The 20,234-nt window shown below is 57.4% G+C and carries 23 protein-coding genes; 14 read left to right on the top strand and 9 right to left on the bottom strand.

What is annotated here, in order from left to right; translation table 11 throughout:
* Positions 1 to 20: 20 nt before the first annotated feature.
* The 6 genes from HMPREF3142_RS19945 (at position 21) to ttcA (ending at position 3,721) form a co-directional block, all read left to right on the top strand.
* Positions 21 to 668 (top strand): ASCH domain-containing protein, encoded by a 648-nt coding sequence (locus tag HMPREF3142_RS19945; RefSeq protein ID WP_070612422.1) that lies wholly within the window; start codon positions 21 to 23, stop codon positions 666 to 668.
* Positions 665 to 973 carry a DUF7740 domain-containing protein gene (locus HMPREF3142_RS19940; protein WP_070612420.1) on the top strand — a complete coding sequence of 103 codons (309 nt, stop codon included), beginning with the start codon at positions 665 to 667 and terminating at the stop codon, positions 971 to 973. Before HMPREF3142_RS19945 ends, HMPREF3142_RS19940 begins: the two co-directional genes overlap by 4 nt.
* A gap of 7 nt (positions 974 to 980) precedes the next feature.
* Positions 981 to 1,220 carry a DUF4060 family protein gene (locus HMPREF3142_RS19935; protein ID WP_032430507.1) on the top strand — a complete coding sequence of 80 codons (240 nt, stop codon included), beginning with the start codon at positions 981 to 983 and terminating at the stop codon, positions 1,218 to 1,220.
* Positions 1,221 to 1,284: 64 nt separating this feature from the next.
* Entirely contained in the window at positions 1,285 to 1,497 is a 213-nt protein-coding gene (gene xisR, locus HMPREF3142_RS19930; RefSeq protein WP_023159475.1) for an excisionase family protein, read from the top strand.
* Between the two features lies 1 nt (position 1,498).
* Positions 1,499 to 2,737, top strand: coding sequence for a tyrosine-type recombinase/integrase (locus tag HMPREF3142_RS19925; protein ID WP_070612418.1), 1,239 nt, complete (start codon positions 1,499 to 1,501; stop codon positions 2,735 to 2,737).
* Positions 2,738 to 2,785: 48 nt separating this feature from the next.
* Complete coding sequence (gene ttcA, locus HMPREF3142_RS19920; RefSeq protein ID WP_070612416.1) at positions 2,786 to 3,721, top strand: tRNA 2-thiocytidine(32) synthetase TtcA; 936 nt, start codon at positions 2,786 to 2,788, stop codon at positions 3,719 to 3,721.
* A 45-nt stretch (positions 3,722 to 3,766) separates the two neighbouring features.
* Here ttcA and dbpA read toward each other — a convergent pair whose 3' ends face one another.
* From dbpA to zntB, 3 genes are all read right to left on the bottom strand, one after another.
* Positions 3,767 to 5,140: an ATP-dependent RNA helicase DbpA gene (gene dbpA / locus HMPREF3142_RS19915; protein WP_008805151.1), complete on the bottom strand. Its 1,374-nt coding sequence runs from the start codon at positions 5,138 to 5,140 to the stop codon at positions 3,767 to 3,769.
* 14 nt (positions 5,141 to 5,154) lie between these two features.
* On the bottom strand, positions 5,155 to 5,331 hold the full coding sequence (locus tag HMPREF3142_RS30125) for a proline-rich small protein YnaL (protein ID WP_369707647.1): 177 nt from the start codon (positions 5,329 to 5,331) through the stop codon (positions 5,155 to 5,157).
* Between the two features lie 334 nt (positions 5,332 to 5,665).
* Positions 5,666 to 6,649 carry a zinc transporter ZntB gene (gene zntB / locus HMPREF3142_RS19910; RefSeq protein WP_070612414.1) on the bottom strand — a complete coding sequence of 328 codons (984 nt, stop codon included), beginning with the start codon at positions 6,647 to 6,649 and terminating at the stop codon, positions 5,666 to 5,668.
* Between the two features lie 278 nt (positions 6,650 to 6,927).
* Here zntB and HMPREF3142_RS19905 point away from each other — a divergent pair, with 278 nt between their 5' ends.
* From HMPREF3142_RS19905 to HMPREF3142_RS19895, 3 genes are all read left to right on the top strand, one after another.
* A complete protein-coding gene (locus HMPREF3142_RS19905; protein WP_070612412.1) occupies positions 6,928 to 7,671 on the top strand; it encodes a DeoR/GlpR family DNA-binding transcription regulator in 744 nt (247 codons plus the stop codon).
* Positions 7,634 to 8,752: an oxidoreductase gene (locus HMPREF3142_RS19900; protein WP_077270058.1), complete on the top strand. Its 1,119-nt coding sequence runs from the start codon at positions 7,634 to 7,636 to the stop codon at positions 8,750 to 8,752. Before HMPREF3142_RS19905 ends, HMPREF3142_RS19900 begins: the two co-directional genes overlap by 38 nt.
* 236 nt (positions 8,753 to 8,988) lie before the next feature.
* The gene (locus tag HMPREF3142_RS19895; RefSeq protein WP_008805155.1) at positions 8,989 to 9,183 is read left to right on the top strand and encodes a hypothetical protein; all 195 of its coding nucleotides are present in this window, start codon (positions 8,989 to 8,991) and stop codon (positions 9,181 to 9,183) included.
* A 115-nt stretch (positions 9,184 to 9,298) separates the two neighbouring features.
* Here HMPREF3142_RS19895 and HMPREF3142_RS19890 read toward each other — a convergent pair whose 3' ends face one another.
* Both HMPREF3142_RS19890 and HMPREF3142_RS19885 read right to left on the bottom strand, forming a co-directional pair.
* A complete protein-coding gene (locus HMPREF3142_RS19890) occupies positions 9,299 to 10,048 on the bottom strand; it encodes a hypothetical protein (RefSeq protein ID WP_064171637.1) in 750 nt (249 codons plus the stop codon).
* Positions 10,049 to 10,283: 235 nt separating this feature from the next.
* Positions 10,284 to 11,660 (bottom strand): amino acid permease, encoded by a 1,377-nt coding sequence (locus tag HMPREF3142_RS19885; RefSeq protein WP_008805157.1) that lies wholly within the window; start codon positions 11,658 to 11,660, stop codon positions 10,284 to 10,286.
* A gap of 334 nt (positions 11,661 to 11,994) precedes the next feature.
* Here HMPREF3142_RS19885 and HMPREF3142_RS19880 point away from each other — a divergent pair, with 334 nt between their 5' ends.
* The 3 genes from HMPREF3142_RS19880 (at position 11,995) to HMPREF3142_RS19870 (ending at position 14,577) form a co-directional block, all read left to right on the top strand.
* Positions 11,995 to 12,474, top strand: coding sequence for an Lrp/AsnC family transcriptional regulator (locus tag HMPREF3142_RS19880; protein ID WP_008805158.1), 480 nt, complete (start codon positions 11,995 to 11,997; stop codon positions 12,472 to 12,474).
* 250 nt (positions 12,475 to 12,724) lie between these two features.
* Positions 12,725 to 13,339: a YitT family protein gene (locus tag HMPREF3142_RS19875; protein WP_002902402.1), complete on the top strand. Its 615-nt coding sequence runs from the start codon at positions 12,725 to 12,727 to the stop codon at positions 13,337 to 13,339.
* 38 nt (positions 13,340 to 13,377) lie between these two features.
* Positions 13,378 to 14,577 (top strand): amino acid aminotransferase, encoded by a 1,200-nt coding sequence (locus HMPREF3142_RS19870; protein WP_012968380.1) that lies wholly within the window; start codon positions 13,378 to 13,380, stop codon positions 14,575 to 14,577.
* 44 nt (positions 14,578 to 14,621) lie between these two features.
* On the opposite strand, the gene HMPREF3142_RS19865 is transcribed toward HMPREF3142_RS19870, so the two are convergent.
* Genes HMPREF3142_RS19865 through HMPREF3142_RS19855 form a run of 3 tightly spaced genes read right to left on the bottom strand, consistent with a single transcriptional unit; the run spans position 14,622 to position 17,111 of the window.
* A complete protein-coding gene (locus HMPREF3142_RS19865) occupies positions 14,622 to 15,290 on the bottom strand; it encodes a methionine ABC transporter permease (RefSeq protein ID WP_004892563.1) in 669 nt (222 codons plus the stop codon).
* The gene (locus HMPREF3142_RS19860) at positions 15,283 to 16,296 is read right to left on the bottom strand and encodes a methionine ABC transporter ATP-binding protein (protein ID WP_008805160.1); all 1,014 of its coding nucleotides are present in this window, start codon (positions 16,294 to 16,296) and stop codon (positions 15,283 to 15,285) included. The genes HMPREF3142_RS19865 and HMPREF3142_RS19860 overlap by 8 nt, the downstream gene beginning before the upstream one ends.
* A gap of 8 nt (positions 16,297 to 16,304) precedes the next feature.
* Complete coding sequence (locus HMPREF3142_RS19855) at positions 16,305 to 17,111, bottom strand: MetQ/NlpA family ABC transporter substrate-binding protein (RefSeq protein ID WP_012968382.1); 807 nt, start codon at positions 17,109 to 17,111, stop codon at positions 16,305 to 16,307.
* Positions 17,112 to 17,331: 220 nt separating this feature from the next.
* Between HMPREF3142_RS19855 and HMPREF3142_RS19850 the strand changes: the two genes are divergently transcribed.
* A complete protein-coding gene (locus HMPREF3142_RS19850; RefSeq protein ID WP_064171634.1) occupies positions 17,332 to 18,507 on the top strand; it encodes an aminotransferase class I/II-fold pyridoxal phosphate-dependent enzyme in 1,176 nt (391 codons plus the stop codon).
* A gap of 13 nt (positions 18,508 to 18,520) precedes the next feature.
* Here HMPREF3142_RS19850 and HMPREF3142_RS19845 read toward each other — a convergent pair whose 3' ends face one another.
* Positions 18,521 to 19,555: an NADP-dependent oxidoreductase gene (locus tag HMPREF3142_RS19845; protein WP_070612410.1), complete on the bottom strand. Its 1,035-nt coding sequence runs from the start codon at positions 19,553 to 19,555 to the stop codon at positions 18,521 to 18,523.
* 88 nt (positions 19,556 to 19,643) lie between these two features.
* Between HMPREF3142_RS19845 and HMPREF3142_RS19840 the strand changes: the two genes are divergently transcribed.
* Entirely contained in the window at positions 19,644 to 20,192 is a 549-nt protein-coding gene (locus HMPREF3142_RS19840; RefSeq protein WP_023297494.1) for a TetR/AcrR family transcriptional regulator, read from the top strand.
* Positions 20,193 to 20,234 lie beyond the last annotated feature (42 nt).

Raw genomic sequence — 20,234 nt, 5'->3', positions numbered from 1 at the left:
CTCGCCCTCCCGGTAACGATATGACGAAAATTACTGAACGCGGAATGATTTTTAACGCTGAGATGGTGCGGGCCATCCTTGACGGCCGGAAGACGCAGACCCGGCGACCTATCAAATGGAAACAGACTCGGTTCACTGAAATTGGTGAGCGTGAAGACGGTAGCAAATGGCCGTGGAGCGAAGATGCAGAGCATGCTTTCGATTTCTGGCATCCATGTCCGTTCGGTTCCGTCGGCGATCGTATCTGGGTGCGAGAGACGTTTCAGGGGCCGCTATTCGATTTCGACCTTATGGATAGCTATTGCAAAGACTCAACTCCTTTTGAGAAGTCAGAGTTTTGTGTTTACAAGGCTGACGGCGTGCCTGCGCCAGAGTTTTACGATGCAGATGATGAACTGCATTGCTGCTGGCGACCATCTATCCATATGCCGCGCTGGGCCAGCCGCATTCTGCTGGAAATCACCGACGTGCGGGTTGAACGGTTGAAGAGTATTAGTGATCGCGATGCGTTACGCGAAGGGTGCAGTGCCGCCGACATGAAGAGTGGCGACTGTGTAGCTGATGTATTCGCGCGCCTGTGGGCATCAATCTACGGTTCAGATAGTTGGAATGCCAACCCCTGGGTTTGGGTTATCGAGTTCAAGCGCGTTGAAGGCGGTGCAGCATGAGTCTTAAACATCAATTACCCGAGCTGGAAGCCAGCATCGACCCGGCAGCATTGCGCGCAGCCACCGACGAATATTCGGATCTGCTTCTGACATTGTGCTTGTGCATGAAGATGGCCGGCCCCACCCGGGCGAACGTGCGTGCCTGCGCCACCGAGCTTAAAAAACGCCTGACAACCTGGCACAGCCAGAAAGAACTTAATGCAATCCTGTCCTGTTGGGATCCCGTTGGCTATGTTCTCGGCCTCCGCCGGGAAGCGAACGACAACGCGCGCGCAGCTGGCGATCCAGTTGATGTTTTTGTGTGAGGTGAATATGCGACTGATTAACCGAAGCAAACAATCACCGCTGGGCCGCCAGGCCTGTGATGCGGCACTGGCTAAGCATGTTGAACGTTACGGCGATTACGGACGCAACCAAATGAAAGAGACATATACGGTGCAGATTGAAGGAGTAAAGGTCTGGGTGGAGGTGGTGAACAGAAAATCGAGTTACGTGGCCACAGCAATGATCGGCATGCGCCGACTGCGTTCCTTACCAGGGCAGGTAGCCTGATAACGAAATATCAATCCACTGAGGCGGACATGCTTATAATCGGCATGTCGCCAGAGAGGTTTATATGGCGCAGATTATTTTTAATGAAGAGTGGATGGTTGAAAAGGCTCTGATGGCGCGAACTGGCCTTGGAGCCCGGCAGATTGAAAGTTACCGACAAGGAGCCTGGATAGAGGGAGTGCACTTTAAAAGAGTTTCCCCTTCTGGCGAAAAAACTTTGCGTGGAACTACCTGGTACAACTATCCGGAAATAAATAAATTTATCCAGGATTCGTGAAATGGCAACACTACCTACAGGCGTAGAGATTCGTGGTAACAGAATATGCGTCTGGTTTATGTATAAAGGTAAGCGCTGCCGTGAGGTGTTAAAGGGGTGGATTGTAAGCCCCTCAAATATAAAGAAAGCTGGAAATTTAAGAGCGGTAATTACCAGTGAAATAAGCATGGGGGAATTTGATTATGGTCGTCGATTCCCATCATCCAAAAAGGCGGTAGCGATTAACACCACGTTACAGGTGAGCACATTTCATGCACTGTGTGAACTATGGCTTAAAATTAAAGAAACTGAAATCAGCGCCAATACTCTAAAGAAAACAAAATCCCAGATTGATACAATAATAAAAATCATGAACGGAAACACTATGCTCACTGCTATTGGATATAGTGACGTTCTTAATTGTAGAAACGAATTGCTAACAGGAGAAACCTTCTATTCAAAAAACAAGCGTAAAAATAAAAAAGGCAGAACAGTTTCGACTGTCAACAATTATGTTTCGTTACTGTGCTCAATTCTGAATTTTGCGTACATGTCGGGTTTTATCCAACATAAACCATTTGAGAGCGTAAAAAGCCTGCGTAAAACAAGGGTTAAGCCTGACCCACTTACAAGAGAGGAATTTGCAGCCCTCATGGCAAGTGAACGAGGCCAAAGCCAGAACATGTGGAAATTCGCCGTCTATTCTGGTGTGCGGCATGGTGAGCTGGCGGCTCTGGCATGGGAAGATGTCGATCTGGATAAGGGCGTGATACACGTTTGCCGGAATCTGACAGCAAACGGCATGTTCGGCCCACCAAAAACAGCGGCAGGAAACCGGACGATACAATTGCTCGGCCCTGCCCTGGACGCGCTGAAAGCGCAGCATGAACTGACAGCTGGACATCCGGTATCCACTATCACGTTTCACCACAGGGAATACGGCTCAAGCGAGGAACAGAATTTGCGATTTGTTTTCATGCCGCGGAGACGGAAAGGCGAGCAAAAACCCTGCTATTCGCACAGCAGCATAGGCAGCAGATGGGAAGCTGCAGTAAAACGCGCTGGCATTCGCCGCAGGAATCCGTACCATACGCGGCATACTTTTGCCTGCTGGCTCCTGACGGCTGGCGCAAACCCGTCTTTTATAGCCAATCAGATGGGGCATGAAAACGCGCAAATGGTGTACGACGTTTATAGTACATGGATAGAAGAAATGAACAGCGACCAGGTTTCTATGTTGAATTCCCGGCTTGGGCTTTAACACGTTTTGCCCCCTATATGCCCCTTTTAGATTTTGAGAATGTTAACAATGCAAGAAAATCAAGAACTTACAAAGAAAGACAAATACAACATCGATAAGCTGCAGAAACGTCTGCGCCGCAACGTCGGTGAGGCGATTGCCGACTTCAATATGATTGAAGAGGGCGACCGCATTATGGTTTGTCTTTCTGGCGGCAAGGACAGCTATACCATGCTGGAGATCCTGCGTAATCTGCAGAAAAGCGCGCCCATCTCCTTCTCGCTGGTGGCGGTGAACCTCGATCAGAAACAGCCTGGTTTCCCGGAGCATATTCTGCCGGCGTATCTTGAGCAGCTGGGCGTGGAATACAAGATTGTCGAAGAGAATACCTACGGCATCGTCAAAGAGAAGATCCCGGAAGGGAAAACCACCTGCTCGCTGTGCTCTCGCCTGCGTCGCGGCATCCTCTACCGTACCGCCACCGAGCTCGGGGCGACCAAGATCGCCCTCGGCCATCATCGCGATGACATCCTGCAAACGCTGTTCCTGAATATGTTCTACGGCGGCAAAATGAAAGGGATGCCGCCGAAGCTAATGAGCGACGACGGCAAACACATCGTCATCCGCCCGCTGGCGTACTGCCGCGAAAAGGACATCGAGCGCTTCTCCCAGGCCAAAGGCTTCCCGATTATTCCGTGCAACCTGTGCGGTTCGCAGCCAAATCTGCAGCGTCAGGTGATCGCCGATATGCTCCGCGACTGGGATAAGCGTTATCCTGGGCGCATTGAAACCATGTTCAGCGCGATGCAGAACGTGGTGCCTTCACATCTGAGCGATGTCAATCTGTTTGACTTTAAAGGTATCACCCACGGCTCCGAGGTAGTGGACGGTGGCGATCTGGCGTTTGACCGGGAAGATATTCCCCTGCAGCCCGCCGGCTGGCAGCCGGAAGAAGAAGACGCCCGTCTCGATGAGCTGCGTCTGAACGTAGTCGAAGTGAAATAACACTCACGCGTCTCAGGCAGCCGCCTGAGACGCACTAACCTGCCCTTACTTCAGCAGTCGAACGCGGCAGGCTTTGCCCTTAATCTTGCCATTTTGTAACTGCTTATACGCCTTCTGCGCCATATTCTGGCGGATCGCCACATAGACATGAGCCGGATGGACGGTAATTTTGCCGATATCGGCACCGTCAAAACCCATATCCCCGGTCAGGGCTCCCAGCACATCTCCCGGGCGCATTTTCGCCTTTTTACCGCCGTCAATACACAGCGTGGCCATCTCCGCCGTCAGCGGTGCGATGGTGTTGCCCGTCGGCGCCGGCAGCCAGTTCAGGGAGAGCTGCAGCATGTCGGCCAGGATCGTGGCGCGCTGCGCCTCTTCCGGCGCACAGAAGCTGATGGCCAACCCTTGTTCGCCGGCGCGGGCGGTACGGCCGATGCGGTGAACATGCACCTCCGGATCCCAGGCCAGCTCGAAGTTCACCACCAGCGCGAGGGATTTGATGTCGAGGCCGCGGGCGGCGACGTCGGTCGCCACCAGAACCCGGACGCTGCCGTTGGCGAAGCGCACCAGCGTCTGATCGCGGTCGCGCTGCTCGAGATCACCGTGCAGCGACAAGGCGCTCTGCCCGGCGGCGTTGAGCGCATCGCAGACCGCCTGGCAATCGCGTTTGGTGTTGCAGAACACCACACAGGATGCGGGTTGATGCTGGCTGAGCAGGCGCTGCAGCAGGGCAATCTTACCGTGGCGGGAAACTTCAAAGAACTGCTGTTCAATCGCCGGGAGCGCATCGACAGTGTCGATCTCAATTGTCTGCGGATTGCGCTGCACCCGGCCGCTGATCGCCGCGATTGCCGCCGGCCAGGTGGCGGAAAACAGCAGGGTCTGCCGGTCAGCCGGCGCGAAGCGGATCACCTCGTCGATGGCGTCGCTGAAGCCCATATCGAGCATGCGGTCCGCTTCATCCATCACCAGCGTCTGCAGCGCGTCAAGGGAGACGGTCCCCTTCTGCAGATGATCGAGCAGACGGCCCGGGGTGGCGACGATGATATGCGGGGCGTGCTGGAGTGAATCTCGCTGGGCGCCAAAGGGCTGCCCGCCGCAGAGCATCAGAATCTTGATGTTCGGCAGGCAGCGCGCCAGGCGACGCAGCTCGCCGGCAACCTGATCGGCCAGCTCGCGGGTCGGACACAGCACCAGCGACTGGGTTTCAAAGCGCGCCGGATCGATATGCTGCAGCAGACCCAGCCCAAATGCGGCCGTTTTTCCGCTGCCGGTTTTTGCCTGCACGCGCACATCTTTCCCCGCAAGGATCGCCGGCAGGGCGGCGGCCTGAACCGGGGTCATCGACAGATAACCCAGCTCATTAAGGTTGGCTAATTGGGCGGCAGGTAAAACAGTCAGGGTAGAAAAAGCGGTCACAATGTATTCTCGTATTAAAGGACGGACAATCTGCAGGCGCGTATCCTCGCAGATCTCCGCGCCTGATGCGACAATTTAATCGGCTCTTCGTCAGGCGGCGGATCGGGCTGCGGCTGCGGACGCGGTCGTGGGTCGGGTAAAGGAGCCGGATCGTTCGGCTCGGGTGAGATGGGGATAGACTGGGCTGTCAGCCCTGAAGCGTAATGCATAGAGGCCTCCCGGAGAGTAATACGGGCGTACCCGCAGGCTTAACGGCCTGAAGACCGTCGGGTGTCTTAGTAAGCGTAGAAGCTGGTCCGGAGAGCGCAAAAAAAAAGCCGACTCAACAAAGTCGGCGTCGTACGAATCAATTGTGCTATGCAGTAATTCAAAAAAGGAAGTAAGACAATATGGAGCGCAACGCCCATCGCTTGACGTTGCATTCACCTGCGAGAGAGATATTGCCCTGAATGGGTAGGTGGTTTATTGATTTCGCTCAAACATTGCCGGGTTTTCCCGGCAATGCGGCCGCTAAAAGGCGATTCTTTACAACCATTTACTGCGATGTAACCACCACGCAACACCACCGATGACAACAACTAACATCAGGCAGAAGAGGCTAAACCCCAGATGCCAGCTGTTTCCCGGGATCCCGCCAAGGTTGACGCCGAACAGGCCGGTTAAAAAGGTGCTGGGCAGAAACACCATCGCCATCAACGACATCGTGTAGGTCCGCCGCGCCAGCGACTCCTGCATAATCTGGGCGATCTCGTCGCTCATGATCGCCGTCCGGGCGATACAGCTGTCGATCTCATCCAGACCGCGCCCCAGCCGCTCAGCGATATCCTGCATCCGCCGCCGCTGATCGTCACTCATCCACGGCAGCCGCTCGCTGGCCAGCCGGGCATAAACGTCGCGCTGCGGCGCCATATAGCGGCGCATCACAATCAGTTGCTTACGCAGCAGCGCGAGAAAACCGCGCGGTGGCACCTGTTGGTCAAGCAGGTCATCTTCCAGGTCGATAATGCGGTCGTGCAGCTGTTCGATAAACTCGCTGGCATGATCGGTCAGCGCATCGCAGACTTCCACCAGCCAGCTGCCGCCGTCCGTCGGGCCATTGCCCTCCTTCAGGTCGCACAGCACATCGTCCAGCGCCAGCACCTTGCGCTGACGGGTGGAGACGATCAGCCGCTCGTCCATATACAGACGCATCGCCACCAGCTGGTCGGGACGCTCATCAGTACTGCCGTTAATGCAGCGCAGGGTAATCAGCGCCCCGTCGCCGATCCGCGTCACCCGTGGCCGGGTGCTCTCTCCCGCCAGGGCGTCACGCACATTATTGGGCAGCAACGGGGTGGCCGCCAGCCAGTCGGCGCTGTCGCTGTGGGTATAATTCAGATGCAGCCAGCAGGGCTTGTCTTTGTCGATAATATCGTTATCGGTGAGCGGCTTCACGCCCCCCTGCCCGTCGAGCACCCACGCGAAGATCGCGTCCGGTATTTGCAACTCCGAGCCTTTAATCGCGTCCACTCAACCTCCGTTAATCCATACCTGTCACATTGCGCGCACTCTCTATAAGGTACGCGAAAGCGCGCTTTTTCGCTTTTTATTGCCCGGTAAGTAGGGCTAATAGCTTCATTAAAAAGCGCTTTCGCCCCGGGTCGCGCTGCACTCCTCATTTAACGTTAAAGCGTAGTGAAATCAAGTTCTTCCCGTTTTGCCGATCTCAATGCGTCTTTTTGCGGTTTATTTTGCCACTCATTGCTGTATTATGCTGTTTATTGCGTTAATTTGCGGAGTCGCTTGCCATGCATAAGCTCGCCAGACAAAAACACATCCTCGACAGGCTGAGTGAAAACGGCCAGCTAAGCATCAGCGAACTGGTCGAAGGGCTCCAGGTCTCCGCCGATACCATTCGCCGGGATCTGAGCGAGCTGGAAAAACAGGGTGTCCTGCAGAAAAGCCACGGCGGCGCCATCGCTCTTAACGTCCCGGCGATGACGCGCCAGGGTCGAAACGCCCTGCTCCCCCAGACCAAGCAGCGCCTGGGTCAGCAGGTCGCCGCGCGCATCCCCCTCGGCTCGACGCTGTTTCTCGACGCCGGAAGCACGGTGCTGGCGGTCGCCGCTCAGCTTAAAGGGCCGATGACCGTGATCACGCCTTCGCTGGATATCGCCCAGCTGTTTAGCGACCGTACCGATATCCAGCTGATCCTGCTTGGCGGCCAGTGGGACAGTGAACAGCGGCTGTTCGCCGGCAGCGCTACGCTGTCGCTGGTCGCCCGCTACCGGGCCGACATCGCCATTCTCGGCGCCTGCGCGCTTCATGCCGGGCTGGGGCTGAGCGCCAGCCAGGAGGCCGATGCTGACGTGAAGCGCGCCATGCTGGCCGCCAGCGCAGAGCACTGGCTGGTGGCAGACCATACCAAAGTCAACCATTGCGAGCCGTGGCTGGTGGCCGGGCTCAGCGATATTCACCATCTTTTTCTTGATCGTCCCTGGGCTGAGCTGGGGGATGACCCCGCCCTCTCTGTACACATTGCTGTCGCTTAACCGCGTGGAGAACCTGATGAGTAACAACACAATAAATATCGCCCTGATTGGCTATGGCTTCGTCGGTAAGACCTTCCACGCGCCGCTTATCCGTTCAGTGCCGGGTCTGAATCTGGCGTTCGTCGCCTCGCGCGATGAAGAGAAAGTCAAACGCGACCTGCCGGATGTCACGGTCATCGCCTCCCCGGAGGCAGCGGTTCAGCATCCGGATGTCGATCTGGTGGTCATCGCCTCCCCCAACGCCACCCACGCGCCGCTGGCCCGCCTGGCGCTGAACGCCGGTAAGCATGTGGTGGTGGACAAACCTTTTACCCTCGATATGCAGGAAGCCCGGGAGCTGATCGCCCTGGCTGAGGAGAAACAGCGCCTGCTCTCCGTCTTCCATAACCGCCGCTGGGACAGCGACTACCTGGGGATCCGTCAGGTCATTGAGCAGGGCGCCATTGGCACGGTGAAACACTTCGAGTCGCATTTTGACCGCTTCCGTCCGGAAGTTCGCGTCCGCTGGCGTGAGCAGAACGTCCCGGGCAGTGGTTTATGGTTCGATCTGGGGCCCCACCTGATCGACCAGGCGCTGCAGCTGTTTGGTTTGCCGCAGTCGGTACAAGGCAATATCGCCACCCTGCGCGACGGCGCGGAGATCAACGACTGGGCGCATGTGGTATTAAACTACCCGGCGCATAAAGCGATCCTGCACTGCAGCATGCTGGTCGCGGGCGGCTCCTCGCGCTTCACCGTGCACGGCGATAAAGGCAGCGTTATCAAAGCGCGGGCCGACCAGCAGGAGAGCCAGTTGCTGGCGGGCGTGGAGCCGGGAAGTGCCGGCTGGGGTCAGGATGATGACAAGCTGGTGATCTATGACGCCTCGCTGCAGACCCACTCTCAGGCCACTCCGCAGGGCGATCAGCGCCAGTACTATATGCAGATCCGCGACGCGCTGAACGGTCAGATCGCCAATCCGGTGCCGCCGGTTGAAGCGCTGGCGGTAATGGCCGTTCTGGAAGCGGCGGTGCGCGCTGCAGAAAGCGGCATGGTGCAGACCCTGGACCTGACCGACGACGAGCGCAACGCGCTGCGCTAATCCTGCCTGCTCTCCGGTTATCTGCGCATCCCGCAGGTAACCGGTTCCTCCGTTCCATTTCAGAAAAAATCACTACTCGTCCGCAATATAACCCTCTTTTATCCTGCTTTATAGCGCAAAGCACCGCTGGAAATTTCAGCCAATTGGGAGGAGGATAGAGAGCAGATCGATCGTGATGAGAAAAGGGTTGCTGACGCTGTGGACGCGGCGACCGCATTAATGGACAGGAGAAGCTCATGTACTACACGTTAGGAGATACCACTCTCCATTTTTATCGCTATCAGTGCAAATTTTACGTCGCCCACTGGGACGGGGGTAACGTGATGGACGAGAAATTTAAACCGTTTATCGAACAGATCACTGAGAAGACCGGGCTGGATGCGAAACGCGTCGAGACCGCCGCGCGCGATTATTTTACCAACGTGGATTAACATGCAACCTGGTGTTGTAGGGCGTGGGTGCAGGCTGGCGCGATGAACGCGCATGCTAACCCACGCTGTCGCCGCCAGGTGTTTCTCTCCTGGCGGCTTCCCTTCCCCGTCGGCCTTAAACCGTGGACAGTTTGGCCAGAATGGCGGCGAAGGCATCATTGACGTCATCGCCGGCGAGCAGTTTTTTACGCAACGTGAAGCTTCTGCCGCTGGAACGGATCCGTAGCCGAACTTTCGCATCATTATTCCCGCGCTCAGCCAGCACAACGTCACCTAACGGAATAACGTAGGTATCGGCATAGAGCCCCGGTGTAAATATCATCGACTCGCCGCTCACGCCAATCACCACCCGATTCTGCAGACGATAGCCATTGCACAGCGCAACAATGCCGGCGGCAATAAATACCCCGCCAATACCCATGCCAATCATTAAGATAATAATGCCGGCGATGAGCGCCAGCGCCCCCTGCGGATAAAAACCGGATGCATTAAAGGTTAATAGCTGGTGATTATCGTCGCGGACCATCGCCCCGGTTGTTGACCGCCACGGGGTAAAACCGGCGTTAATCCGCGTTTGAAAGCTGAACATACAGCCAACCAGAAAGATCATGCTGGCGGGCACCATCACGATACCGCCAATAAATGCCAGCACGATGGCCAGATAAGGATAGCGGCCCGACAACATAATACTGACGGCCTGAACCACCACGGCGATAAACAGAGCGAGCACCAGCCAGGACCACATGCTGTCCGCCCGATGATGAAAGTTCAGCTGTCCTTCATCGAGTAATAAATTTCGCGCGACAAAACAGATAATAATATTGACGAACAGGCCTATCCAGACCAGTTTATGAACATGCTTCATCCCATACTCCATTATGTATTTTACTATTCCATTCGGTGGCATTATAAAATAAACCTGAATGCCGTCGGGATATTACCAAAGCGCCACGCAAGATCAATAAAAAGCATGTTCATGTCATCTATTCCCAGATTAACATGTCCGGTTATCATTTATAGGAATTATAAAATCCACTAGAAGTATTGACGTTATTTTCACGATGAGAATATCACCCTGCCGCCCGGCAGGGTGTTGGCGATTAACCTTCTTTCATCGCCACCAGCGCCGGGGCGCTTTTCTTCCGCAGCAGATAGCCTGCGGCGAGGATCAGCAGCCATACCGGGATCAGGCAGACGGAGATGCGGATGTCGGGAGTCAGATACATCACCACGAGGATCCCGGCGAGAAACAGCAGGCACAGCCAGTTAGTCAGGGGATAGCCGAGGCTTTGGAAGGCCGTTACCTTCCCGGCCCGCTGCATAGCGCGACGAAACTTGAGATGGGTGATGCAGATCATCGCCCAGTTAATCACCAGGGCCGCCACCACCAGCGCCATCAGCAGGCCAAACGCTTTACCAGGCATCACATAGTTAATCACCACGCAAAGCGCCGTGGCGACGGCAGATACCGCCAGCGCGGTCAACGGGATCCCCCGGCGGTTAACCCGCAGCAGCGCCCGCGGAGCATTGCCCTGCTGAGCCAGGCCGAACAGCATCCGGCTGTTGCAGTACACACAGCTGTTGTAGACCGACAGCGCGGCGGTGAGCACCACCAGATTGAGAGCGTTGGCCACAATATTGCTGTCAATGGCATGAAAGATCAGCACAAAGGGGCTACCCCCCTCCACGACGTTACGCCAGGGATAGAGTGACAGCAGGACCGCCAGCGAACCCACATAAAACAGCAGAATACGGTAGATCACCTGGTTGGTGGCTTTGGGAATGGTTTTATGCGGTTCGTCGGCTTCCGCCGCGGTGATCCCCACCAGCTCAAGCCCGCCGAAGGAGAACATGATTACCGCCATCGCCATTACTAAGCCCGTGATACCGTTAGGAAAAAATCCCCCGTCCTGCCACAGGTTGGCCACCGTCGCCGCCGGGCCGCCGTGGCCGCTAAATAACAGATAGCTGCCAAAGGCGATCATGCTGATGATGGCGGCCACTTTGACAATCGAGAACCAAAACTCCAGCTCGCCATACACTTTGACATTCGTCAGGTTGATGGCGTTGATCGCCACGAAGAAGATCGCCGCCGACAGCCAGGCGGGTACTTCCGGCCACCAGTACTGAATATAGATCCCCACCGCCGTCAGCTCCGCCATGCTCACCAGGACATACAACACCCAGTAATTCCAGCCGGACATAAACCCGGCGAAAGGCCCCCAGTAGCGGTTGGCGAAATGGCTGAACGACCCCGCCACCGGCTCCTCTACCACCATCTCGCCAAGTTGTCGCATGATGAAGAAGGCGATCGCTCCGGCGATGGCGTAGCCCAGCAGGACCGAGGGGCCTGCCATACGGATCGTCTGCGCGATACCTAAAAACAGTCCGGTGCCGACCGCGCCCCCGAGGGCGATCAACTGGATGTGGCGGTTTTTTAACCCACGTTTTAACTGATGCTCTTGCTGCGTTGTCATCTCTGACCTGCCCCTGTCTGTAAAAAAGTCACCTTCGGCGATAGCAACTTTCAGGCCAGGGCGCAGCATCCCGCCATAAGAGCAAGAGCAATATATTGAATTTTATTAAAATATTATTTATCCGTCTGCTCTGGGGCGTGAGTCATGCGCCGCCAGGCCAAACATAACGCGCAATAAACCGCCTGAAATCGCACAGTTCATGAGAAAAATAGCCTCCTCATGCATAAAGCTGACCCGTTTTGGTGCGCCGGCGTCGCCGCCCTGTCGTCAGACTTCACGGCGGGCAAAAAGCTGTTAGGCTGTTAACCACTCTGACGTTCCACTAGTGGCCACCATGTACAACATCGACGACTATGATTTGAAAATTCTCACCCTGCTGCAGGCCAATGGCCGTTTGACCAATCAGGAACTGAGCGATCTCATCGGCCTGTCCGCCTCCCAGTGTTCACGGCGCCGCATCGCCCTTGAACAGGCGCAGCTTATCCTCGGCTATCATGCGCGGCTGGCGCCGGATGCTGCCGGGCAGGAAATGCTGGGCCTGATAGAAGTGCGCTTGCTGAATCACACCCCACAATGCGTGGAGAGCTTTCACCAGATGCTCAGTGAAGTGGACGCCATCCTGGACGCCTGGAAAACCACCGGCGACGCCGATTATCTGCTGCGGGTGACGGTCCCGGACCTGCCCGGTCTGAGCCATTTGATCAGCCATATTCTGGCGCAAAACAAAGGGGTCGCCCACCTGAAAACCGCGGTGATACTCAACCGCCTTAAAGAGAATGGCCAGCTGATGCCGGGCCCGGATCCGCTGCGCTGAATCAGGGCATGATGCCCTGCGCTGGTGCAAACGCAGGGTTAGTCAATGCATCACAGCGTGATAATTTGCACGGTTTGCGCAATGTAATGCAGAAAATCGCATGAGTCGTGCAATTTTCTCTTTTTGGCATAACAATACGTTAGGCTGAATAGCGCCTGTTTTTTCCGCAAACGATCGCCCGGCCCCCTCCTCTGGTGCGATTTTTGCAAACAAGGACTTATCCTTGTTAACGAAAAGATAGTGCTTATTTATGGATAATATCCTTTCCCCCGAAAAACTGACCCACACCTGGCTGGAGGATACCCTGGCGCTGCTGTTCGGCACGCTGATGATCTCCTTTGGCATTATTTTATTTCGCCAGGCCGGCGCCCTGACCGGCGGAACGGCAGGTATGGCCTTTCTGATCCACTATGCCACCCACCTGCCGTTTGGCGTGGTCTTCTTCGTCATTAACCTGCCTTTCTATTGGCTCTCCGTCCGGCGGATGGGCGCCGCCTTCACGCTGAAAACCTTCTGCGCGGTCGGACTGGTGTCCCTGTTCTCTGACCTGCACGGTTACTTTATCCATGTCGATCGCCTGAACCCCTATTACGCCACTCTCTTCGGCAACATCATGGTCGGCATCGGCTTTGTGGTGCTGTTTCGCCATAAAGCGAGCCTCGGCGGCGTTAATATTCTGGCCCTCTATCTGCAGGACAAAAGCGGCATTCGCGCCGGTAAATTCCAGATGGTGGTTGACGCCTGCATCGTCACCGCCTCGCTGTGGGTAGTAAGCCTGCCGATGCTGCTGGTCTCTATCCTCGGCGCCGTGATTTTGAATTCGATTATCGCCATGAACCACCGTCCCGGACGCTACGCGGTGTAATGGCTTCACCTTTGACGGTCATTTCAGGAGTAACCACTGTGTTTCAGAACGTTGACGCCTATGCGGGCGATCCTATCCTGTCGCTGATGGAAGCCTTTCAACAGGATCCCCGGGCAGACAAAGTTAACCTCAGCATCGGGCTGTACTATAACGAGCAGGCCATTATTCCCCAGCTGGAGGCGGTCCGTCAGGCCGCTGACCGGCTGCAGAGTCAGCAGCAAAAGGCCAGCCTTTATCTGCCGATGGAGGGGCTGGCGCCCTATCGCCGTGCGGTCCAGACCCTGCTGTTTGGCGACAATCATCCGGCGTTGCGTGCCGGACGCATCGCCACCATCCAGACGCTGGGGGGCTCCGGCGCGCTGAAGGTGGGCGCTGATTTCCTCAAGCGCTACTTCCCCGACTCCGCGGTCTGGGTCAGCGATCCAACCTGGGAGAACCACGTTGCCATCTTTGCCGGCGCCGGCTTTGAGGTACATACCTATCCCTGGTTCGACAGCGCCACCCGCGGGGTGAATTTCCCCGCTATGCTCGCCGCCCTCCAGCAACTGCCGCCGCGCAGCATTGTGCTGCTTCACCCTTGCTGCCATAACCCGACGGGGGCCGATCTCACCCGCGAGCAGTGGGATCGCGTGATTGAGGTGCTGATCGGCAGGGAGCTGATCCCATTCCTTGATATCGCCTACCAGGGCTTCGGCCGCGGACTGGACGAGGATGCCTATGCCATTCGCGCCATCGCCAGCGCCGGGCTGACGGCGCTGGTCAGCAACTCGTTTTCCAAGATATTTTCGCTGTATGGCGAGCGGGTTGGCGGCCTGTCAGTGGTCTGCGACAATGCCGATATCGCCGGGCGCGTGCTGGGCCAGCTGAAAGCCACCGTGCGGCGCAACTACTCCAGCCCGCCGGGGTTTGGCGCCCAGGTGGTATCGCAGGTGCTCAACGCTCCCGCGCTGAACGCCTTGTGGCAGGAAGAAGTGGAAGCCATGCGCACCCGCATCAGCGCCATGCGCGTCGCGCTGGTGACGGCCCTGCAGGCCGCCCAGCCGGAGGGTGATTTTTCCTATCTGCTGACCCAGCGCGGCATGTTCAGTTATACCGGCTTTAGCACCCGGCAGGTGGACATCCTGCGTGAAGAGTACGGCATTTACCTGATCGCCAGCGGTCGGGTCTGCGTGGCCGGGCTCAACCACGGTAATATTGCGCGAGTCGCCCATGCCTTTGCCGCGGTCTCCACGCGCTAAGCCGCTGTCCCGCGAACCGCGGTTACCCCGGGGCGGGACGACGGTTATTCGCGACGCAGTCGGCGAGCCAGGCGGGTGCCCAGCGTCTGAATGAGCTGGACAATCACAATCAGCACCAGGGCGGTGGTGAGGGTGGCAAAGGCGTCGAAGCGCTGATAGCCATAGGTGATCGCCAGGTCGCCAATTCCGCCGCCGCCCACCGTTCCTGCCATGGCGGTCGCACCAAGCAGGCCGATGGTCGCCGTGGTAAGGGCCAGAATCAGCGACGCTGCCGCCTCCGGCAGCATAAAATGCCAGACCGTCTGCAGGGGGGTCGCGCCCATCGCATCCGCGGCTTCGAGGATCCCCTCATCCACCTCCAGCAGTGAGCTCTCCACCAGCCGGGCAATGTAGGGGGCGACAAAAACGATCAGTGGCACGATGGCCCCCGCGGTGCCGATAGTGGTGCCCACCAGCAGTCGGGTAAAGGGCAGGATCACAATCAGCAAAATGATAAACGGCAGCGAACGCAGCACGTTAATCAGCGGATTCAACGCCTGATGCACCACCGGGTTGGCCACGATGCCGCCGGGACGGCAAACCACCAGCACAATCCCTAACGGTACGCCGATCAGCGCGCCAAAGCCCAGCGAGACGGCGACCATAATCAGCGTGTCATGCAGCGCCAGCAGAAACTGATCGCCGGTAATGGCGGTATCAATAAGATCAAACATGGGTGATTTTCACTCCTGCATCGGCCAGATGGGTGATGGCGCGGTCGGTTTCGTCAGGCTCGCCGAGGAGTTGCACAATCATAAATCCCAGAATCCGGCCCTGAACTTCAGACATGCTGGCAAACAGGATATTCACCTCGACAGCATACTCGCGGATCAGGTGGTTAATGATCGGCTGCTGCGCCGTCGCGCCGATAAATTCGAGGCGTATAGCCCGGGCGCCGTTATCGCGCTGCAGGAGCGACGCCACCCGCTGCGGCAGACGATCGTGCACCACCGACTGCACGAAACTGGCCGTTACCGGATGCTGCGGCTGGGCAAAGAGGTCGAAAACCGTCCCCTGCTCAACGATACGGCCCGCCTGCATCACCGCCACCTTGTGACAGATTTTCTGGATCACCGACATCTCATGGGTGATCAGTACGATGGTGATGCCATAGCGGCGATTAATCTCCTGCAAGAGCAGTAAGATCTGCACCGTGGTGTGGGGATCGAGCGCCGAGGTGGCTTCATCGCACAGCAGCACCGACGGGTTGGTGGCCAGCGCCCGGGCAATACCGACCCGCTGCTTTTGTCCACCCGACAGCTCATTAGGGTAGCTGTGGATTTTGTCGCTCAGATCGACGAACGCCAGCAGTTCCGCCACCCGCGCCTGGATAAAGGCCTTGTCGCGGCCTTGTAAAATCAGCGGGATGGCGATGTTATGGAAAACGGTTTTCGAATTCAGCAGATTAAAATTCTGAAAGATCATGCCGATATCTTTTTTGATGGCCTGCAGGCGCTGGCCGCTGCAGGCCTGTAGCGGCTCGCCGTTTAACAGCACCTCGCCCTCGCCAGGCGTTTCCAGACGATTAATCAGCCGTAATAAGGTGCTTTTTCCTGCCCCGCTGTAGCCAATAATGCCGAAAATATCGCCTCGTTCAATGCTGAGATTAATATCCTGCAGGGCCAGAACCGGATGTCCTTTCCTGGAAAAGCTTTTACTGACGTGGCGAAACTCTATCATCGCGTTATTCATTTTAAATAATCAGGAAGCAGGTAACCATCATACTGCGGATGGCTGAGAATATATTTTTTGAAATCGGCAGAGTGGTAGCCATCGATAATATCTTTGGCAAACTGCGCCTTCTGATTTTTACCGGCGACGGTCACGACATTAATAAAATGGCTGGTGGCTGCCTCCAGCTTTAATGCCGAGGTCAGGGACATACCGCTGGAGACGGCGAAATTGCCCTGAATCAGGCCATAGTCGACATCCGGCAGAGCGCGAACCTGCTGGGCATTATCCATCTCTTTAAGGACAATTTTGTACGGATTGTCAACGATATTGCGCTGCGAAAAAGTGGCGGGGTCGCTGTCCGGTTTGACCTTCACCCAGCCCAGACTCTGTAACACCAGCACCGCGCGATATTCGTTCGACGGCTGGTTCGGTACCGACACGACGGTCCCTGCCGCCGGCGTCCCCAGGGTGGTCAGTTTACCGCCGTACAGCCCCATCGGCGGCGTGGGGACCTGCACAATGCCCACGTTATCGATCCCCAGCCGCTCATTAATTGCTTTCAGATATACCGGATGCTGCATAATATTCGCTTCGATATCCCCGCGGGCTACTGCATCATTCACCTGAATACCGTCGCTGAAATCCTTATATTCGATTTTATATCCTTTACTCAATAAATAGGGCGCAACGCCTTTCTCAAATTGTTCTTTGTACGGCCCGGGGTTAAAGCCGACGCGAATAAGATGTTCGTCGGCGGCGGCATAAAAAGAGGTGGCCGACAACAGGGCGAGAGTCATCCCGAGCGCAACTGACTTGTTCATAAGGTATTTTCCTGGAAGGTTGGCGATATTGAGCGATTAAATCACAGCCGACTGTGGGTTGTAAGCCAGAACGCCGGATTTCCTTTTGCTAATTCCTCATTAACTTTTGCTATATCGACATATCCTAAAAACAAGAATCCTTTGCGTTTTTTGTTATTTAGCCAGGCGCAATAAATCCCTTAAAGATGGCTAATTATTCGTGACTTAAACCGGGAATGTTATGCCTGATTTTACTGCTTCGCCGCTGGTGGACGCGCTGGAAGAGAATCTGTTCAGCCTGCTGGAAAAACTGGCCGCGGAGGTCAACACCGAAGCGCTACCGCTGATCGATCTTTCCAGCGGCAGTCCGGATCAACCCACCCCGCCGGAAGTGATTGACTCGCTGCAGAGCGCCATTCATCGTCGTGAAAACCATGGCTACCCGTCGTTCTGGGGCAAACCACAGGTCCGCGAGGCGATCGCCCAGTTCTACCGCCGGCAGTATGATGTGGAACTCGATCCGCACAGCGAAGTCGCCGTGTTTCAGGGTTCGCATATCGGCATTGGCGGCATCCCGCGGGCGCTGCTCAGCCCCGGTCAATATCTGATCTCCACCGATCCCTGCTATCCAATTTACCGCTCGGCGGCGCTGCAGTCCCAGGCCGCGTTTTATGGCCTGCCGCTCAGGGCGGAGAACCATTTCCTGCCGGATTTTAACGACCTCCCCCGGGAGGTCGCTGACAAGGCCGGGCTGGTGGTGCTTAACTACCCGCATAATCCAACCGGCGCCCTCGCCACGCCGGCGCTGTTCGCCAGCGCTCTGCAATTTGCCCGTCGTCACCAGGTGCCGATCCTCCATGATTTTGCCTATGCGGCCATCGGCAGCGCGGCCAGCGATGCGCCGCTGAGCCTCTTCTCCCAGCCCGACGCGAAAGCATGGGGAGTGGAAACCTATACTTTTTCCAAGACCTTTAATATGGCCGGCTGGCGCTTCGGCTTCGCGGTCGGCAACGCCTCGATTATCCGGGCGTTTAAAAAGCTGCACACCCATAGCTACAGCACGGTGTTTGGCGCGATTCAGGATGCGGCGATCGCCGCGCTCAACCTGCCGGCCGAACGGATTGCGCAGCTGACGGCGGTCTATCATCAACGTCGGGAGTGGGTTCTGCGTCGACTGGCCGCGCTGCGCTGGCCAGCGCGTGCTGCACAAGGCACTTTCTTCCTCTGGCTCGGCGTGCCGCCCGGCTACCGTTCGCAGGCGTTTGCCCGCCTGCTGCTGCAGGAAGCGCATATTCTGGTGGCGCCGGGCACTGGTTTTGGCGAAGGGGGTGAAGGGTTTATTCGCATCAGCCTCACGGCAGGCGACGAGGCGCTGAGCAACGCGCTGGACCGTCTTGCGCGGCTGGCGCTGTTTTAGTCCGTCGCCGGGGTTACTTCGCTGACGAGTCCATCACCGACAGCACAATTTTGCCCTGCAGACGACCTTGCACCGCTCGCTCGTGCGCCATCTGCGCCTGCGCAAGGGGGAAAACGCTGTCAATCGCCACCCGGATGACTCCGGCGTCCAGCAGGCCGGCAAGCCGGGCGAGCTGCGCGCCGCTGGAGCGCACCTGGGTGGTCGAGACCGTCACTCCGCGCTGTCGCGCCTCTTCCGCCCCGGCAAAGCCGAGCGGAAAAATCGGGTACAGCGCGCCGCCGCGCCGCAGGGTACGCAGAAAACGACCGCTGGCCGGGCCGCCCGGGGCATCGATGACCAGATCCAGGTCACGCACCGCCTCCTCAACCGCAGTGGTCGTATAGTCGATAACGGCATCGGCGCCGAGCTGACGTAAAAAGGCTTCATGGCGGCCCGCGGCGACGGCAATCACCTCGGCGCCCTGCCACTTCGCCAGCTGTACGGCGAAATGACCAACGCCGCCCGCCGCACCGTTGACCAGAACGCGTTTACCCGCCAGCGGCACCGGCCGATGCGGCCCCGGCTGCAGCGGATTCGCCACCTCATGCCCGGGATCGATCATGAACTGCCAGGCGGTGAGGAGCGACATCGGCACCGCGGCGGCCTGCTGATGGCTCAGGGTTAGGGGTTTGCGGGCCAGGTCGCTGACCGGTACGCTAACGTACTCGGCGTAAGCGCGGCTGCCCCCTGCCGCCCCTTCAGGAAATCGCGCCATGGCGTAGACTTCGTCGCCGACCGCCACCTCCCGGACGTCATCCGCCCGCGCCACCACCATCCCGGAGAGATCGGTCCCGAGGATCAAGGGAAAGCGGACCTCGGGCCGCCACTCCGGGGGCAGCTGTTGATAGCCATCGCGCAGATAGCTGTCCGGTGGGTTCACGCCCACCGCGTGCACCTGCACCAGCACCTCGCCAGCCTGCAACACCGGCAGTGGCGCATCGTCATAGCTCAGGACTTCCGGCCCGCCAAAGGCGTGCTGTTGAACAGCCTTCATCATCTGCGTCGACATCGCTTTCTCCTCATATGGAAATGCGTTATATTTAACGGAGCAGTGTTCCGAATATATGGAGCAGTGCTCCGATTGTCAAGGAACGCCAATGAGAGCTGATGCCAGAAAAAATTATGATCTGTTGATCGACGTGGCCCGGGAAGTGTTTGTGGAGCAAGGCGCCGAGGCCTCGCTGCGCGATATCGCCCGCCGGGCGGGCGTCGGAATGGGAACCCTCTACCGCCACTTTCCCAACCGCGACAGCCTGCTGGAAGCCCTGCTCCGCAGCCGCTTTGCGGCGCTAACCGCCCGGGCTGAGTCGCTTCTGCTCGTCGCCGATCCTGCCGCGGCGCTGCTGGAGTGGCTGGCCGAGAGCGTGGCGTTTACCCATCAGCATCGCGGGATCATCGCCCCGCTGATGAGCGCCATCGACGATCCTGAGTCCGCCCTGCACAGCGCCTGCGTTGCCCTGCGCGCCGCCGGTACGTCGCTGCTGACCCGCGCGCAGCAGGCCGGGCAGGCACGGCCAGATCTCAGCGGAGACGAACTGTTCGATCTGATCGCCGCGCTTGCCTGGCTGCGGGAGCAGCCCTCCCATGCCCCGCGCGCAGAGCGGATTTTAGCGGTGCTGGCCGACGCGATCCTGACTGCCGCCTAGCGGCGGCCAGCCACCGACGAGACAGCGCGCCTCGAGAGTGAC

The organism is Klebsiella sp. HMSC16C06 (assembly GCF_001808325.1).
In the GTDB taxonomy this organism is placed as follows: Bacteria; Pseudomonadota; Gammaproteobacteria; order Enterobacterales; family Enterobacteriaceae; genus Klebsiella; species Klebsiella variicola.
The sequence above is the reverse complement of the archived record's forward strand: the minus strand, read 5'-3'. Positions and strand labels throughout refer to the sequence as shown.

What these genes read in the sequence shown, in the direction of transcription:
- HMPREF3142_RS19895 (WP_008805155.1), top strand. Translation starts at nt 8,989, where the DNA reads ATGTACTACACGTTAGGAGATACCACTCTCCATTTTTATCGCTATCAG.
- HMPREF3142_RS19900 (WP_077270058.1), top strand. Translation starts at nt 7,634, where the DNA reads ATGACCCCGCCCTCTCTGTACACATTGCTGTCGCTTAACCGCGTGGAG.
- HMPREF3142_RS19845 (WP_070612410.1), bottom strand. Translation starts at nt 19,555, where the DNA reads ATGTCGACGCAGATGATGAAGGCTGTTCAACAGCACGCCTTTGGCGGG.
- HMPREF3142_RS19925 (WP_070612418.1), top strand. Translation starts at nt 1,499, where the DNA reads ATGGCAACACTACCTACAGGCGTAGAGATTCGTGGTAACAGAATATGC.
- HMPREF3142_RS19940 (WP_070612420.1), top strand. Translation starts at nt 665, where the DNA reads ATGAGTCTTAAACATCAATTACCCGAGCTGGAAGCCAGCATCGACCCG.
- HMPREF3142_RS19890 (WP_064171637.1), bottom strand. Translation starts at nt 10,048, where the DNA reads ATGAAGCATGTTCATAAACTGGTCTGGATAGGCCTGTTCGTCAATATT.
- HMPREF3142_RS19855 (WP_012968382.1), bottom strand. Translation starts at nt 17,111, where the DNA reads ATGAACAAGTCAGTTGCGCTCGGGATGACTCTCGCCCTGTTGTCGGCC.
- HMPREF3142_RS19935 (WP_032430507.1), top strand. Translation starts at nt 981, where the DNA reads ATGCGACTGATTAACCGAAGCAAACAATCACCGCTGGGCCGCCAGGCC.
- HMPREF3142_RS19865 (WP_004892563.1), bottom strand. Translation starts at nt 15,290, where the DNA reads ATGTTTGATCTTATTGATACCGCCATTACCGGCGATCAGTTTCTGCTG.
- HMPREF3142_RS19850 (WP_064171634.1), top strand. Translation starts at nt 17,332, where the DNA reads ATGCCTGATTTTACTGCTTCGCCGCTGGTGGACGCGCTGGAAGAGAAT.
- HMPREF3142_RS19860 (WP_008805160.1), bottom strand. Translation starts at nt 16,296, where the DNA reads ATGATAGAGTTTCGCCACGTCAGTAAAAGCTTTTCCAGGAAAGGACAT.
- HMPREF3142_RS19885 (WP_008805157.1), bottom strand. Translation starts at nt 11,660, where the DNA reads ATGACAACGCAGCAAGAGCATCAGTTAAAACGTGGGTTAAAAAACCGC.
- ttcA (WP_070612416.1), top strand. Translation starts at nt 2,786, where the DNA reads ATGCAAGAAAATCAAGAACTTACAAAGAAAGACAAATACAACATCGAT.
- HMPREF3142_RS19905 (WP_070612412.1), top strand. Translation starts at nt 6,928, where the DNA reads ATGCATAAGCTCGCCAGACAAAAACACATCCTCGACAGGCTGAGTGAA.
- HMPREF3142_RS19875 (WP_002902402.1), top strand. Translation starts at nt 12,725, where the DNA reads ATGGATAATATCCTTTCCCCCGAAAAACTGACCCACACCTGGCTGGAG.
- xisR (WP_023159475.1), top strand. Translation starts at nt 1,285, where the DNA reads ATGGCGCAGATTATTTTTAATGAAGAGTGGATGGTTGAAAAGGCTCTG.
- HMPREF3142_RS19945 (WP_070612422.1), top strand. Translation starts at nt 21, where the DNA reads ATGACGAAAATTACTGAACGCGGAATGATTTTTAACGCTGAGATGGTG.
- HMPREF3142_RS19840 (WP_023297494.1), top strand. Translation starts at nt 19,644, where the DNA reads ATGAGAGCTGATGCCAGAAAAAATTATGATCTGTTGATCGACGTGGCC.
- HMPREF3142_RS19880 (WP_008805158.1), top strand. Translation starts at nt 11,995, where the DNA reads ATGTACAACATCGACGACTATGATTTGAAAATTCTCACCCTGCTGCAG.